Annotated in this window: 9 protein-coding genes; 1 reads left to right on the top strand and 8 read right to left on the bottom strand. The window is 60.7% G+C overall.

Features of this window, described 5'->3' with window-relative positions; genetic code table 11:
* Positions 1-103: 103 nt before the first annotated feature.
* The 4 genes from LPB405_RS04895 to LPB405_RS04880 all read right to left on the bottom strand — a co-directional run bounded on the left by LPB405_RS04895 (position 104) and on the right by LPB405_RS04880 (position 4,296).
* On the bottom strand, positions 104-1,621 hold the full coding sequence (locus tag LPB405_RS04895; RefSeq protein WP_219100356.1) for an ATP-binding protein: 1,518 nt from the start codon (positions 1,619-1,621) through the stop codon (positions 104-106).
* Positions 1,622-1,816: 195 nt separating this feature from the next.
* Positions 1,817-2,629 carry an HAD-IIB family hydrolase gene (locus tag LPB405_RS04890; RefSeq protein ID WP_219100354.1) on the bottom strand — a complete coding sequence of 271 codons (813 nt, stop codon included), beginning with the start codon at positions 2,627-2,629 and terminating at the stop codon, positions 1,817-1,819.
* A gap of 102 nt (positions 2,630-2,731) precedes the next feature.
* Positions 2,732-3,277 (bottom strand): YbhB/YbcL family Raf kinase inhibitor-like protein, encoded by a 546-nt coding sequence (locus LPB405_RS04885; protein WP_219100352.1) that lies wholly within the window; start codon positions 3,275-3,277, stop codon positions 2,732-2,734.
* An 83-nt stretch (positions 3,278-3,360) separates the two neighbouring features.
* Positions 3,361-4,296 carry a carbohydrate kinase family protein gene (locus LPB405_RS04880; protein WP_219100350.1) on the bottom strand — a complete coding sequence of 312 codons (936 nt, stop codon included), beginning with the start codon at positions 4,294-4,296 and terminating at the stop codon, positions 3,361-3,363.
* Positions 4,297-4,585: 289 nt separating this feature from the next.
* Between LPB405_RS04880 and LPB405_RS04875 the strand changes: the two genes are divergently transcribed.
* Positions 4,586-6,022 (top strand): glyceraldehyde-3-phosphate dehydrogenase, encoded by a 1,437-nt coding sequence (locus LPB405_RS04875; protein WP_049340110.1) that lies wholly within the window; start codon positions 4,586-4,588, stop codon positions 6,020-6,022.
* A 147-nt stretch (positions 6,023-6,169) separates the two neighbouring features.
* Here LPB405_RS04875 and LPB405_RS04870 read toward each other — a convergent pair whose 3' ends face one another.
* The 4 genes from LPB405_RS04870 to LPB405_RS04855 form a co-directional block, all read right to left on the bottom strand.
* Complete coding sequence (locus tag LPB405_RS04870) at positions 6,170-7,366, bottom strand: putative glycoside hydrolase family 15 protein (protein WP_219100348.1); 1,197 nt, start codon at positions 7,364-7,366, stop codon at positions 6,170-6,172.
* A complete protein-coding gene (pelF, locus tag LPB405_RS04865) occupies positions 7,356-9,071 on the bottom strand; it encodes a GT4 family glycosyltransferase PelF (RefSeq protein WP_219100346.1) in 1,716 nt (571 codons plus the stop codon). Before pelF ends, LPB405_RS04870 begins: the two co-directional genes overlap by 11 nt.
* A gap of 33 nt (positions 9,072-9,104) precedes the next feature.
* Positions 9,105-10,460, bottom strand: a complete 1,356-nt coding sequence (locus tag LPB405_RS04860; protein ID WP_219100344.1) for a hypothetical protein — start codon at positions 10,458-10,460, stop codon at positions 9,105-9,107.
* Positions 10,461-10,867: 407 nt separating this feature from the next.
* Positions 10,868-15,757, bottom strand: a complete 4,890-nt coding sequence (locus LPB405_RS04855; RefSeq protein WP_219100342.1) for an NAD-glutamate dehydrogenase — start codon at positions 15,755-15,757, stop codon at positions 10,868-10,870.
* Between the last annotated feature and the right edge of the window lie 208 nt (positions 15,758-15,965).

Below are 15,965 nucleotides of genomic sequence, written 5' to 3'. Positions count from 1 at the left end.
CCGCCCGCTGGAGTGATTCTCCTGAGGCGTAGGCTGTAAGAAAAGCGGCCCGGATGGATTGGTTTCCACCCGGGCCGCTTTTGCCTGTTAGCCCGATGTTCGATTAGGCCAACCGGTACACGGTGTTGCGGTTGCCTCGACCGCCTTCACGGGTAATAACTCCTTCTTGAAGGAGCTTCGTGAGGATGTACCGGACCTGGGGTTTCTGTAGCTCAGCAAAAGGCCCGGGAAGAGCAGCCATGATGTCCTCGATACCGGCGGGGTGGCGTAGCGAGCGCAGGGCGAGGAGCACCGCCTCCTGACGGCTACTGGGAACCGTAGGCACCGATTGGCGCGGGTCTACGTCCGACTTCTGCTGCGGTGAACCGACGTCGGCGGCATGAGCACCATCCAGAGGCTCCCTGCTGATAATCGCGGTAAAACGAATAACCCCGTCAATGAACTGGATGGGTTTCAGTCCTGCCTGACGCACCGCCTCCTGTGCCGTGTAGATGCCGCTACCCTCACCCTCGATGACTCGGTATCCGTCGTCGGGGGTTGTTACGTGCGTGCACACGTCATACAGGCGGTCGTTCACGCGGGAACGTTCCCCGTACTCTTGCAGGCGCTGGAGAGTGATTCCGTATAGACCGCCGGGGTTTTCTACAGAGATTCGGTCGGGGAAAATCCTGACGCGCACCTCCTCGGTATCCGCTTTAGGGTTGAGGCTGCGGTGCACGAGCGCATTCGACAGAATCTCGCGAAGGGCAATATCGGGCACTTCCTGCCCGTTGACGAGGTGCCCATTGGGCAGCTCGACGACCGGATGCGCCAGGTTCCGCTTGACCCATGCCAGGGTCTCTTCGAGCATGGCGGGGATGGGGCCGTCCGCCTCGAATTTGTCGAGGTTACGGGCTTTACCACTTGGGTCGATGACGACTCCGGTGACTTTGAGCGAGGGCCTGAACTCTTGAGGGTAGGCACCCAAGGCGTACAAGCCCGCAAGGGAAAGGTTGTCGGTTCCGAGGGCAATAATTCCCTTGCGGCGGAGCACTTCTTCATCGGAGCTTGTAGCAAGGCGGCGTGATTTAGCACGTATGTCTCGCAGATAGGCAGTTTTGAGGCCTTCATCTAGGTCAGCTAGGGAGGTGTATTCCACCGGCTCCTCATCGAATCCGGTGCGTGTCCGCTGAGCCACCATCAGGTCGGTTTCGTGGCGGCTCATTTCGTGGTCGCCATCGCCGGAACGCACGTACGCTATACCGCCAATGTAGGCGGGGCGTTCGTAGGGAGGCAGCGGAGGGATGGTGGCAACAAAGATTTTGGCGTCTTCGTAGAGGATGGTGCCGGATTCCATGGTGTTCGGCGGTTTAAGGCCCCTGCGGAGCTTGTTGCCGAGGGTTTTTTCTAGGTCTGCAGGGTCGTATACGCCTACAGGTGCAAAGTCATTATTCTCGTCGAGGCCGCAGATAATGATTCCGCCCGTGGAACTATTGGAGAAGCTACTCAGGGTTGCGTCTAGGCTTCCGGGGTAGCCTCCGTGGGCTTTTTTAACCTCAATAAACTGCGTATCACTGCCGTGAGTACGCAATAGTTTGATGGTTTCAGCAAGCCATTCGGGGGTCCATTCCACGTTGTTCATACAAAAAATTTTAGTCTAGACACAAATCAGACACAAAAATTTGAGTCTAGACATGAATTTTTATGTCTAGACTCAAATTTTTTATGTGTAGACATAAAAGTTTATGTCTAAGTTATGTCTGCGGAGGCTGACCCAGCCGCTAGCGCTGGATAGCTAGCACCGGAGGGCTCGTGCTGGATAGCTAGTGCTAGGCACCTAGGACCGTTCGGCGAGCATCGCCTCAATCGTCTGCGCCACACCGTCCTCGTGGAAGGACGGGCAGGTGCGCCCCACCTTCGCAATGAGTGCCGGCTGACCCGACGCCATGGCGAAGCCCTCCCCCGCCCAGCAAAGCATCTCAGCGTCATTCGGCATGTCACCAAACGCCATCACCTCGTGCGCCTCAATGCCGTGGCGTGCCGCGAACTTCTCCAAGATCCGCCCCTTATTCACAGTCTTAGAACCCATCTCAACGAGCGGTTCACCAACTACGCCGCGGGTCACCGACACCAGCGAACCCACCGCCTGATGCACGCGCGCCTGCAGAATATCCGGGTCCATGCCGGGCACACGGATCAGGTACTTAATGACCGGGGTTGAGCCAATTCGTTCCAGGGAATCAGCAATACTCGACTCAATAACGCGGGCGCCCTCAAGCACCTCACCGCCGTCGTGAGGCCCCTGAATATAGACGGTGTCTACGGTTTCCAGGGTGTAGGTGGCGTCGGGGAACATGGGCTCCAGCAGCTCGTGGGTGCGGGCAATCACCGCGGGATCTGCGCCGTTGATCTCTTCTACCTCGTTCGCGCCCAGGTGGTACACCACGGCACCGTTAGAGCAGATGGCGTAGGAGTCAAAGTCGGTCTGCTCGCGTAGGGGCGTGAGCCAGCGGCTCGGGCGGCCGGTAACGAAGACGATATCGATCCCGGCGGCGCGGGCAGCCTCAAGGGCGCGCAGGGTCCGCGGACGGAACCGGAAATCGTGCCCGATGAGGGTGCCATCCAGGTCGCTGGCGATGAGTTTAATCATGCAGTGTTTGCCTTCAGTGGTGGGGTGTATCGGTGCTGGGCAGGGTGCAGGGCTGGTTAGGGCGCGGGGCTCGTTAGACTGTGCCAGCGAGCCGGTGTGCCGCTATGCCGCCGGTTCCGCGTAGGTGACGGTCAGGAACGCGCGACCCAAACCGTGGCCGAGCAGGTTAAAGTTCACGACGGCGGGGCTGGCGTTCTCGTCAATGTCGAGCTTCTCCACGTCCACGGCGGTGACGCAGAAGATGTAGCGGTGCGGGCCGTGACCAGCCGGAGGGGCAGCCCCCAGGAAGCCCGCCACACCGGCGTCGTTGCGGTGCGTCAGGGCGCCGGCGGGTGCATCAGCGCCGGTGTCAATGCTGGTCACGTTGGCGGGAATATTGGAGACAGTCCAGTGCCAGAAGCCGCTGGGGACCGGCGCATCCGGGTCGAAGCAGGTCAGCACGAAGGACTTGGTGCCCTCGGGGAAGCCGTTCCAGGACAGCTGCGGGGAGCGGTCCTGACCGCCTGCCACGCCGAAGAGGGCGGAGCGCATCCATTCGGGTGCGGTGCCGCCGTCCTGAATGTCGGTGGAGGTCAGGGTGAATTCGGGCAGTTCGGGCAGGCCCGCGTAGGGTTCGCGGGGCAGGGGTGCGGTGCCGATGTTGGTCATGATGTTCCTCAATGGTGGGGTGCGGGTGGATATGGCGACGCCGGCGGACAGAGTGAGCTATCCGCCGGCGAGGCGTAGATTATTTAGCCGTTGAGTACGGCGTCGAGTTCTTCGCGGGTGGGCGGGTTAGCGCCCGCGCGGGAAACGGTGATGCCGGCTGCGGTTGCGGAGAAACGCAGCAGGTCGGCGATGTCTTCGGCGGTCAGTGCGGCGACCTTGGTGCGCGCCTCAGCGCCGGCGATACCGCGGTCGAGCAGACCCGCGATGAGTGCCGCCATGAGGGAGTCGCCGGCGCCGACGGTGTCCGCAACCTCAACGCGGTGTGCGGGCTGGCTGATGCCCTCGGGGTACTTCTTGCTGTAGGCGATGGGGCCGTCCTCGCCGCGGGTGATGACCATCAGCTCGGCGCCGAGGTCAAGCCATGCGCGTGCGGTGTCGTCGAGGGAGCGGTCGGGGTAGAGCCACTGCAGGTCCTCGTCAGATGCCTTGACGACGGTGGAGAGGGACACGAACTTTTCAGCCCAGGCGCGGCCCTCGTCGACGTTGTGGATGAGGGTGGGGCGGCAGTTCGGGTCGTAGCTGAGCAGGGCGCTGTCGCGGGCGGCTTCGAAGGCTGCGGCGACCACGTGCGCGCCGGGTTCGAGCATGGCGGCGATGGATCCGGTGTGGACTGCATCGGAGGTGCGTGCCAGTTCGGTGAGCTTCTCGGCGACGGATTCGAGGGACCAGGTGATGTCGAATTCGTACTCTGCCGCGCCGTCGGCACCGATGGTTGCCTGGGCGACGGAGGTGCGTTCAGCACTGTGTTCGAAGGGCAGGGTCACCTGGGATGCTTCCAGGTGTGCGTCAATGCTCTTGCCGTAGGCGTCGGGGCCGTAGTGGCCGACGAAGTTGGTGGGGTGGCCGAGGCGGCGTGCACCGACGGCTACGTTCATGGGCGATCCGCCGGGGTAGGCGCGGGTTTCTCCGTCGTGCTGGTGGACGACGTCTACGAGTGCTTCACCGATTACAGTCAACATGGTTTCAATTTTACCTATGTTTTCCCATGTCGTGGGGTGTGTTTTTGTGGGTATTTGAAGTGGTTTTACTTTTCCTTTTGAGGGCTTGTGTTGGCTTGCCGGGCGGGTGCAGGAACTGACTTTTACCTCTTCTGACTTTTAGCCTCAATATCGCTGATTTTGAGGCTCTAGAGGGGTTCGCACGGGTTAGACTTAAACCGACGCCGGGTCTTTAACGCCCGGCACGGTATTGACGCGACAGCACCGTCGCGCCTACCCTCCAACGACGAAGTTAGGAAGAAGGTCATACGTGACGACTGCAACCGCTACCTGGGTTAACCGTGAGGCTACCGCAGAGGAGCTGATCCCCCTCATCGGTAAGCTGCACCGCGAGAACGGTGTGGTGCTGAGCATTCACGGCCGTAGCCTGGTCAACAAGTCTGTCATTGAGCTGCTGAAGCTGCACGATTTCGTATCCCACATTGATGGTGCACCTCTGAACCCCGCACACACCCTGGAGCTGGTTCGCGCTCTGGCTGAGCTGAACCTGGGTGCATGCTCGATTAACATTGCTGCTCTGCACAAGGCTCACCGTGAGGCTGGCTCCCCCGAGCTGTCCATGTGGCTGCCCGAGCAGCTGGGTTCCTCCGTGAACCACCAGGGCGACCAGCCCAAGGAGCAGGACGTTGTGCTGTACGGCTTCGGTCGTATTGGTCGCCTGCTGGCTCGTATTCTGCTGGAGCGTTCCTCCTCGCCGCTGGGTTCTGGCCTGAACCTGCGCGCTGTTGTGGTGCGTAAGAATGGTGACAAGGACCTGGTCAAGCGTGCATCCCTGCTGGAGCGCGACTCGGTTCACGGCCCCTTCAAGGGCGTTATTGAGGTAGACGAAGAGAACAGCACCATCATCGCTAACGGTGTTCCGGTTCGCTTCATTTACTCCTCCGACCCGACCACCGTTGACTACACCGAGTACGGCATCAACGACGCTCTGCTGGTGGACAACACCGGCCGCTGGCGCGACGTTCCGGGCCTTGAGCAGCACCTGAACCGCCCCGGCATTTCTCGTGTTCTGCTGACCGCTCCCGGTAAGGGCGACATGAAGAACATCGTGTTCGGCGTGAACGACAACGTCATCACCGATGAGGACAAGATCCTCTCCGCAGCATCCTGCACCACCAACGCGATTACTCCGGCACTGAAGGTTCTGGATGACGCATACGGTGTTGAGCGCGGCCACGTTGAGACCGTTCACGCATTCACCAACGATCAGAACCTGATTGACAACTTCCACAAGGGTGACCGCCGCGGTCGCTCCGCTGTGCTGAACATGGTCATCACCGAGACCGGTGCTGCAAAGGCTGTTTCTAAGGCTCTGCCGCAGCTGGAAGGCAAGCTGACCGGTAACGCTATCCGCGTTCCCACCCCGGACGTCTCCATGGCAATCCTGAACGTGAAGCTGACCAAGCCCGCAGGTTCCGCTGAGGAGCTGAACGAGCTGTTCCGCCGCGAGTCCATCGACGGCGAGCTGCGCCGCCAGGTGGGCTACTCGGATTCCCCCGAGGCTGTTTCCACCGACTTCGTGGGTTCCCGCACCGCAGGTGTTGTGGACTCGCTGGCTACCGTGGTGACCGATGACTCCGCAATTGTCTACGTCTGGTACGACAACGAGTTCGGTTACTCCTGCCAGGTGATTCGCGTTCTGGAGCGTATGGGCGGCTACGACGTCCCCTCCTACCCTGCTAAGTAAGCTACCCCAGCTCATCTAGCACACATATAACAAACCCACCGGTACATATAGCCAATTGGTTATATTGCCGGTGGGTTTGTTTATGAGGTTATATACGCAAATAAGCGGTGCCGCACAGAGGCTCCGAAGAACTACGTGAGCGGTAAATTACGCCTTACGGCGGTACACCACACCCTGATGCGCCCGTAGCATGAAGCTCGAGGGCACCGGGCGGTTTGCCGCATCCACCAGATTAGAGGGAACCGTCACGGTCACATCCTTCGAGCCGGTGTTCAGAGCAGCCCAACCACGAGTAAAGGCACGAGTCTGAGCGGTCTTCTGAGCGATAATACCGCCGACCGGATCTCCCAGGTCGTAGGAGAGCTCCGGGGCGTGCGGGATCTCGTCGTAGGCGTCGTGGTGGGTTGCACTGATGCCGGTGAAGGCACCTCCACCGAACACCCAGAAGCCCGCCAAACCGTAGAGGAAATTCTCATCCGTGCCGGTAATCGGAGCCTTACGGTCGCTGAGCGGGGTGCGCAGAATCGTCACCTTCTTCTGCGAGGCGGCGCTACGGCCACCCAAACCCGCAAAAGTAGTACCCAGGTTCACGTCGCCCGCCGAGCCGTTCGCAATCTCGCGGCCCTGCATCACGGCGTAAGGCGAAGACAGGTAGTCGTTCGGACCCCAGCCGAGCCACACCTCCTCAAAGCCGCCACCGTAGGCGCTGTGACGCTCCCACTTGCCGTAACGCAGACGAGACTCAGCAATATTGGGCACCAGAATCTTGCCAATCTTATTCAGCTCAATACCGGCGTACGCAACCAGAAAATCCAGGTGCTCACGGATCTTCGTCATGGACTCCACGCCCTGGATGGGCAGGTCCAGACCGTAGTAATCGTTCTCCACATCGTTATCAGCCATGACCCCGTCAAAGGGTGAGTCGCGCATTTCGCGCACCACAGCGTCCACCCAGTGCCAACGATAGTCGGCGTTCCACACCTGCATCTGGAAGTGCTTGGGGTAGCCCTTCCACTCGATACGGTCACCGTTGAGGCGGTGGGCGAAGAAATCCTTACCGGAGTTCGCCATCGACTGCGCCAGCGGGTAAGAGACACCCGAAGAATAGATCGGGCCGGGCTCATAAGAGCGGGTGGAGGACAGGCACTTGTACGCCAGCACCACCATTTGAGGTGCACGCTTCTTCAGATAGCGTGCCGCGTCCAGTTCCCAGGGCTGCAGGATTGCGACAGAGTAGTTCTTGACCGCAAAATCGAGCTGCTGCTGGGTAATGGGCTTACCGCCGTAGCGGACCCAGGCACCAAATTTGCCGGGTCCGCCCAAGCGGGTGAGTTTATTCGCCATCGTACTCCGGGTCGAATTCGGGGGCGCGAGGGGGCAGCTTGCCCAGCTCGCGGTAGATCGTGTTGTAGCGGTCCATGACCAGTCGCAGCTGGAAGAAGCTGACGATACGGTCGTAGGCGTTCACACAGTAGCGTTCGTAGATGCTGGGCTCCTCCATGAGGGTGCGCAGCGCCGCCGCGAAGCCGTGAATATCGCCGGGGATGGTCAAGATACCGCAGTTACCGATTTCGTGGCCGTCGGGGGCGACCAGCACATCGTCGATGAGCTGGGACATACCGCCCACGTCGGTGCTGACCAGCGGGATGGACGCAGCCATCGCCTCGAGCGCCACAATCGGCTGACCCTCATTGTAGCTGGGCATAAGCAGCAGGTCGAAGCGGTCGAGCATCGCACGCACGTTCACGGTGCCGTGGAAGGTGATGTACTCGCCCATGTTGAGCTCTTCGATGGTGCGCAGGCACAGCTCGTAGTACTCGGGCAGGTGGTCCTTGGGACCGAGCACGTCCAGGTGGAAGTTCACCAGGCCCTGATCGCGCAGCACCGCGAGGGAGCGAATCAGGTCGGTCAGGCCCTTAATGGGCACCACGCGGGCGATGAACACGAAGCGCCACACGTGGCCGCGACCCTCAGCGAGGATGCGGGCACGCGCCGCCTGGCGGGCGTAGTAGGCTTCCGCCACGGACTCGATGAGCATACCGTTGGGCAGAATGATCGCGCGGTCCTTCTCGCCCTCGTTCATCTGGTCGATGGGCGTGCCAATACCGCGTGCCTCTTCCAGAGCCTTGGGGTACAGGTAGGTTGCCATGTCGGCGCTGGGGTAGCAGAAGCGTCCCATTTCGACGAACCAGACGGACCAGGCACGCTCGTCGAGGGTGACCGGGCCCAGGCCGGGGTGCTCACGCTCCTCGTTGAGGAAGGCGTAGTCGGTGGTGACGGGCTTCGCCATGTTGCGTTCGAGCTTGGTGTTCACGGTGTCGCGAATGTAGAGGTTGTGCTCGGTCAGCAAGAAGCTGGTGCCGTGGTCACGTGCGGCGGCGGCGGCGATGAGTGCCGCGTAGCCGGTGGTGTGGGCGTGGTAGACGCGGGCGTGCGGCATCCGCTCGTGCAGGATTGCAAAGAGGATGGAGACGAAGTCGCGCACCTTCCAGAAGAGCTCACCGAAGGGCACCTCGGAGAAGAAGCCCAGACCCGCAATCGCCTGCATGAACTCGCGGGTTCCGAAGAGGCCGAAGAGGTTGTAGCTGCGGGTTGCGGGGTTGATGCCCTCGTCGTAGAGCTTCCAGAGGGGGTTCACGTCGCCGGCGATGAGGGCGCTGAAGCCGTCCATGAGGCGGTTGGTGAGTGCCTGACGCTCCGCAAAGTTCATGCGCAGTGCGGAGGGATCGCAGGCTTCCGCGAAGGCCTCACGGTTGACTTCCAGGCTCAGGTACAGCACCTTGACCCACTTGACGTTCTCGGGCATGCCGTAGAGGTCTTCGTGGGGGGAGTTCTTATCCCAGGCGATGTGAATAATGCCGTAGGTCAGATCCGGGTTTTCGCAGACAATATCGTGCACCACCGCGGACACACCACCCTTGAGGTAGGGGTAGGTGGATTCCATGATGATGGCGACGTCAACGTCCGGGTATTCGGAGTCGCTGTAGTGGGGGCCGGGAGCCGGAAGCTGCAGCGGCGCGTAGTGGTTTCGGTACATCTGTTCAGTCATTGTCGTATGTATCTTTCGCGGACCGTGCGGTTCTTACCAGGCGAGGGCTCGACGCCAGAAGAGGGAGTACTCGGGGGCTGCCCACGCCTGACGGTAGACGCGGTAGCAGGCGAAGGCGAGCACAGCCTCGCCCACGATGATGGGCAGGTAGCCGGTCTCGTTGGGCAGAATCATGAAGGAGATGAAGAGCAGCACCAGGTGCGCCGCGGAGAGCAGCTGCACAGTGACGTACATGGTCATGTACTCAATCTGGTAGATCAGCAGTGCCACTGCAACGAAGAGGAACGCCACGACCAGGCCGGAGAGCGCCAGCGGGTAGGACTGCGGCAGGAAGATGAACATCAGGATGCCGGTAACGATAGCGCTGGCGATGTAAATCATCAGGGAGTTGCGGATAGCGTGGTTGGAGGTGCGCAGAGCCTTGGAGGACTCCTCCTGAACGCCTTTGTAGGGCAGGCGGTCGAAGATGGTCCACAGGTGCTGGATGCTTGCGTTGACGCGGTCTGCCTCCACCACGAAGAAGTAGTTGTAAGCGATAACGCAGGGAATCAGGCTCAGGTAGATTGCCACGACGTTGATCTCGCCGCCGGTAACCAGGAAGAGCATGTACTTATCAGCCCAGATGATGGAGCCGGTGAAGAAGCCGCGCAAGGCGTCGAGCGCAATGTCCTTAATCGGGATGCGTGCGAAGTGCAGCAGGTGCACCAGGTCCTTGCCGAGGCTCACCAGCAGGATGAGCGAACCAACCAGCGGCGGCAGGAACCAGATGACGGGGAAGAAGTACAGGGCAAGAGTGTAGCCAAGCCACGCGATAAACCAGATAATGCGGTTCTTCGCGAGGTTCGGGATGACCAGCAGCTGCGCGAACGCAATGTTGAGAACACCCAGGACAAAGAACGCACCAAATGCAGTCGGGCTCCAGTGAAGAACGAGGGCGACCGGAATTGCGAAGAGCAGCACCAGCGGCATGGTCATGAAGAAGAGATAGAGCCAGTTGCGGGTGAACGCGGTCAGGTCGGTAATGTCCTGGAACTGCGGCTCGGACATGCGTGCGCGTACGGCGCGTGCTTCGGCGCGCTTGAGCTGATGCTCAAGGGTTTCAGCGTGAATACGCAGGCCTTCGCGGGCGTCCGCAATCTTCTTGTGCTCCATCTGGATAGCACGGTACAGGGGCAGGCAGGCCGCCTGGCTGAGCCAAGGAACGGTAATGGATGCCGCAAGGATGACCTGAATCAGGGGTACACCATCGAGGTTGTACCGGTTAATGGTCGGGGTGACGATGGGGAAGACGGTGGTCAGCAGTGCGACCGGAGAGACGTAAAGCAGAAAGTTAATGAGGAGGCGCCATGCGCTGTTGCTTTTTTCCTCAGTACCGTGGTTGGTGGACAATCTTGCAGACTTTCAGTCAATAATCGTAAAGATTAGGGGCAGTGTGTTTTTGGTTGGTAGCACCGCCTCACGTGCCGCAGGGTGGGGATTCGTCATGACGATGGTGCCGGGTCCCTTTGGCATACAGTGAGCTTGCAGTGATGCCGCCGTGAATCAATATACGGCATACATCAACTAAAACCTTTGGTTTCCTTAACCCTCTACTTGATATTTGGCGGGATTTAGAACACATTTCCACACTACATTTAGTGTAAAAACGTATCGTTCCTTGTCAGAGGGGTTTTTCTGCATAGATTTTGCGGTATCCCTCCCCCTGTACAAACTCCCCCTGTGCAAAAGCATCCCGGCCCCTCCGATTGGAGAGAACCGGGATGCTTTATACAGCGACCCGTAAGGGTCTTAGCTGATTAGGATGCGCTCGAGAGAGTACGCAGTGCCACAGACACTACAGCCAGGCGCGGGTGACCGGATGCATCGGGAGCAGCTTCGCGGATCTCCTTCAGGACGCGGTCGATGTTGCCGACGCGGGTCGGGTGGCTCTCAATCCACTCAGCCAGTGCCTTCTGGGCGCCGTCAACAGTGGAGAAGTCGCCCTTGGCGCCCTCAGCCACGGACAGTGCCAGCTCTGCTGCGGTCTCGTAGAGGCTGCCGCGCAGTGCCTGACGTGCCAGGATCTCCCAGCGGTCGTTGCGGGGCAGGTCGGAGATGAGGCCGAGCAGCTCGTCCACGGTGAAGCGGTTGTAGGTTGCGAAGTAGACCGGTGCCAGCGAGGTTGCCTCGAAGTCGTGGTCGCGTGCCGCACGGATGACGTCCAGCAGGGCGTAGCCCTCGAAGCCGCGGATCCAGATGACGATGAGTTCCTCGGGCAGGCCCCATGCCTCGCCTGCGTCGCGCTTTGCACGAACACGGTCGCGGGAGGTGCCGGAGAGGTACTCGGGCAGGTTACGGCGCATCTCGACGACGGAGCCGAAGATCTCCAGCAGCTCAGAGATGCTGGTGCCAGCAACCACGCCACGCTCGGTGATGAACCAGCGGACAGCACGATCCAGAACGCGCTGGTTGTCGCGCAGAACGGTGAACCATGCATCCAGCGGGGTCTTCGGGGGCAGTTCGCGGTGCAGCTTAGCTGCGGTGCCCAGCTCGAAGAGCTCGCGAGCGACGATGAAGGCGCGTGCGACGGAATCGATACCGACGTTGAACTCCTCCATCACGCGGTATGCGAAGGTGATACCGCCGATGTTGACCAGCTCGTTAGCGACGCGGGTGCAGATGATTTCCTTACGCAGCGGGTGCGAGTCCAGGTGCTGACCGAAGCGCTCAACCAGTGCTGCCGGGAAGTAGCTGCGCAGAACGCCTTCCAGGTAGGGGTCGTCCGCGAAGTCGGTCTGCTCCAGTGCGTGGGTGAGGTAAATCTTCACGTACGCAGCCAGGACGGACAGCTCGGGGCGGGTCAGACGGTCGCCGGTGGTCTCCAGGCGTGCGTCCAGCTCCTCGTCGGTGGGCAGGAACTCGACGGCGCGGTTCAGACCGGCGTGTTCCTCCAGGTCGTGCATGAGGCGCTTGTACAGGTTGGTGCCCAGGAAGGAACCGTGGAACTCACCCTGCAGCAGAACGTTCTGCTCAACGTTGGTCTCGAGAACCTTGCCGCCCACCTCGTCCTGCAGGGACTCGATGAAGGAAGCACGCTCTTCAACGGGCAGTTCGCCGTGTGCCACGAGGCGGTCCACCAGGATCTTGATGTTGACCTCGCGGTCACTGGTTTCCACACCTGCGGAGTTGTCGATTGCGTCGGTGTTGAGGATGACACCGTTGCGTGCAGCCTCAATACGACCCAGCTGGGTGAAGCCGAGGTTACCGCCCTCGCCAACGATCTTGGCGCGCAGGTCCTTGCCGTCGACGCGCAGTGCGTCGTTAGCCTTGTCGCCCACCTGTGCGTGGGTCTCGGTGGAAGCCTTCACGTAGGTACCGATACCGCCGTTGTAAATCAGGTCGACCGGTGCCTTGAGGATGGCAGAAATCAGCTCGGTCGGTGCCAGCTCGGTGACGGACTCGTCCAGGCCCAGTACCTCGCGCACCTCGGGGGTGATCTCAATGGACTTCAGACCGCGAGAGTACACGCCACCACCGGCGGAAATCAGGTCGCGGTTGTAGTCCTGCCACGAGGAACGGGGCAGATCGTACAGGCGCTGACGCTCGTCGAAGGACACAGCCGCGTTGGGGTTCGGGTCCAGGAAGATGTCGCGGTGGTCGAATGCTGCGACCAGGCGGGTTGCCTTGGAACGGAGCAGACCGTTACCGAACACGTCACCGGACATGTCGCCAATGCCGACTGCGGTGAACTCCTCGGTCTGAGCGTCGTGACCGAGCTCAGCGAAGTGACGCTTGACGGACTCCCAAGCACCGCGTGCGGTGATGCCCATTGCCTTGTGGTCGTAACCGACGGAGCCGCCGGATGCGAAGGCGTCGCCCAGCCAGAAGCCGCGCTCCAGGCTGATTGCGTTTGCGGTGTCGGAGAATGCTGCAGTGCCCTTATCCGCTGCGACCACCAGGTAGTAGTCGTCAGCGTCGCGTGCTACAACACCCTCGGGGCGGACAACAGTCTCGGAGCCGTCAGCACCAACGGAGAGGTTGTCGGTGACGTCCAGCAGGGAGCCGATGAAGACCTTGTAGGACTCGCGGCCCTCGGTGATCCATGCGTCACGATCCACTGCGGGGTCGGGCAGCTGCTTGGGGTAGAAGCCACCCTTCGCGCCGGTGGGGATAATGACGGCGTTCTTCACCATCTGGGCCTTGACCAGGCCGAGCACCTCGGTGCGGAAGTCGTCACGGCGATCCGACCAGCGCAGGCCACCACGTGCAACGCTACCGAAGCGCAGGTGAACACCCTCAACGCGCGGGGAGTAGACGAAGATCTCGAACTTGGGGCGGGGCAGGGGTGCGAAGTCGATCTCCTGCGGCGCCACCTTGAATGCGAGTGCGGGGCGGTCAGCAAGGTATGCGTTGGTGCGCAGGATAGCGCGGATAACCTTGCCGAGGGAACGCAGGTAGCGGTCAGCGTCCAGGGTGGGGATCTGGTTCAGTTCCTCAACCAGGGCTGCTTCGATTTCGTCACGGCGTGCGTTACGCTGCTCATCGTTGAGACCGTTGTTCGGGTCGAAGCTGACCTCGAAGAACTCGACCAGGTGCTTGGTGATGGCCGGGTTAGCGAGCAGGGTGTTCGACATGAAGGACGGAGTGTAGCCCAGGCCCAGCTGAATCAGGTAGTGGTTCAGGGCACGGAACAGACGTACTTCCTGCCAGGTCAGGCCCTCAGCCAGGATCAGGCGGTCCAGGGTATCGGACTCGCGCTCACCGAGCAGGTAGGCGTTCAGGGCGTCCTCGTAAAGGGAAGCCACAGCGTTTGCATCCACGCCCTCGGGGAACTGAACCCCAAAGTCGTAGAGGTAGCCGTAGTCTTCGCCGTCCTCAGGCTTGAACTCGTAGGGCTTCTGATCAACAACGACCAGGCCCATATTCTGCATAACCGGCAGCAGCTCGGTGAGGGTGTGAGGTGCGGACAGGTAGGTCTTCAGTCGGGTGGTGTTGGCTTCGCCGGCTTCAACCTTGATTGCGGCGGGCTTCTGGCCCGAGAGAGATTCAAGAATCACGATATCCTCGATTGCTTGTTCTACTGTGTAATCGGCTCGGTAGGCTGCACTAGTCGCATCTGCCCAGGCTGATGCGAGTCGGCGGCCTGCCGCTCCGGGTTTCCATGCCTCAATAGCAGCTGCGGTTGCTTCCACCCAGGAGCGGGCGGCTTCTTGCAGTCGCTTTTCGAGAGCTTGATGATCCGTCTTCGGCACATCGTTGGGGTTGGTGAGTCGAATGCGGAAAAATAGACGCGCCAACGATGAGGAGGACAGGTACACCTCATGGTCGATGGCACTAAGATCAAATTCCTGTTGGAACACCCGCTGGATACGGGAGCACACGTTCGTGTTGTAGCGATCCCGAGGCAGGTACACCACGGCGGAAATAAACCGGTTGAACCGGTCGGCGCGCAGGAACAGGCGAGTCTTGCGGCGCTCCTCCAGGCCCATGATGCCGCCGAACGTATCAGTCAGATCATTAGCGGAAGCGTGCAGCAGCTCCAGGCGCGGGTAATCCTCCAAGGCACCCAGAAGCGCCTTGTCAGAGTAAGAACCGGGGTGGTAGCCGAGGCGGCGGCGTACCATCGCGATACGCTCACGCACCAGCGGAGTCTCAATAGCGGGCAGTGCGTACGACTGACGGGTGAACAGACCCAGAATGACGTACTCACCAATCACGCGGCCATTCAGGTCGAAGCGGCGCACACCAATGTAGTCCAGGTAGTCGTTCCGTGCGACGGTGGAGCGGGAATTCGCCTTCGTGATGTACAGGGGGCGCGGGAACAGGGCACGCTCCAGGGTCTCGCCCGAAAGGGGGATGCGGCTCTTACCCTCCGTAGTGCGCAGAATACCGAGCGCCGAACCGGGGCGGTCCACCAGGGAAATAGCGCCGGAGGTGCCATCCAGTACGCGCTCCTTAACGCCCATGAACACGAAGTTGCCGCGGGTCAGCCAGCGCAGGAAGTCCTGTGCCACCTCCACACGGGATGCAGGCTCCACACCGCGCGGGTTGGCGGCATAGGATTCCTCGCCATGACCCAGGGTTGCGCCGCGCAGGTCGTACATGGACTGCGCCAGGTCGAAAACGCGGGTGACCATGGCATCCAGGTCGGCGTGGCAGGCGCGAACGTCAGCGAGGACGCGTTCAACTTCCTTCTCGCAGCGGCGCTGCTCTTCCTCAGTGAGGTAGCGGGTCAGGCGAACCGCAATCCAGGATTCAATAGCGACAGTGGTACCCGCCGGGGCGTTCTCGCTGAGCTTCAGAGAGGGCACGCCAAGAGTGGCGGTATCGCCACTGGCAAGGTTGCCACGCATGCCGGTGCCGCGCAGGCTCAGAAGGGTACCGTCCGGGCCGCGTTCAGCGAGGAAGGTGGGGTGAAGAATGGTGACGAAACCACCAAAGTGCGTGGCAAGGCATGCGGTCAGGGAGCTGACGATGTGCGGCATGTCGTCGGTCGCGACGTACAGGGTGGTGTTGTACTCGTCGTTGCGTGCGGCAACGACAGGGGTCTTGGGCAGGCGGATTTGAGCTAGCGCACGGTGGGTGCGAGCCAAATCCTCTAACTCTGCCGGGGTGAACTCTTCACGCTCATCTTCGGGGCTGTTCAGGAAATACTGCTCGACCCATGCATCGGCGCCAGCGAAGTGTGCCATAGCCTTGTCAGTCATTGACAATCTATCCTCCGAATATCGGTATCACTTCACTGTGACGGTGTCTGTGTGGTCTCATGTGCGCGCCGTGGCGCGCGAGCACTTATACCAAGCTTATACCTTTGAGGTGTTTCTGTCAGACATATCGCTCTTGTGGGCGTAGAAATTATTTTTATCTTCTTCCCAACTCCAGCGCGCATTTGGTACGGGTTCAAGAAAGTAGGTG

This window comes from Rothia mucilaginosa, assembly GCF_019334805.1.
Classification (GTDB): Bacteria; Actinomycetota; Actinomycetes; order Actinomycetales; family Micrococcaceae; genus Rothia; species Rothia mucilaginosa_C.
Note: the sequence above shows the minus strand (reverse complement) of the source record. Positions and strands in the feature narration are given on the sequence as shown.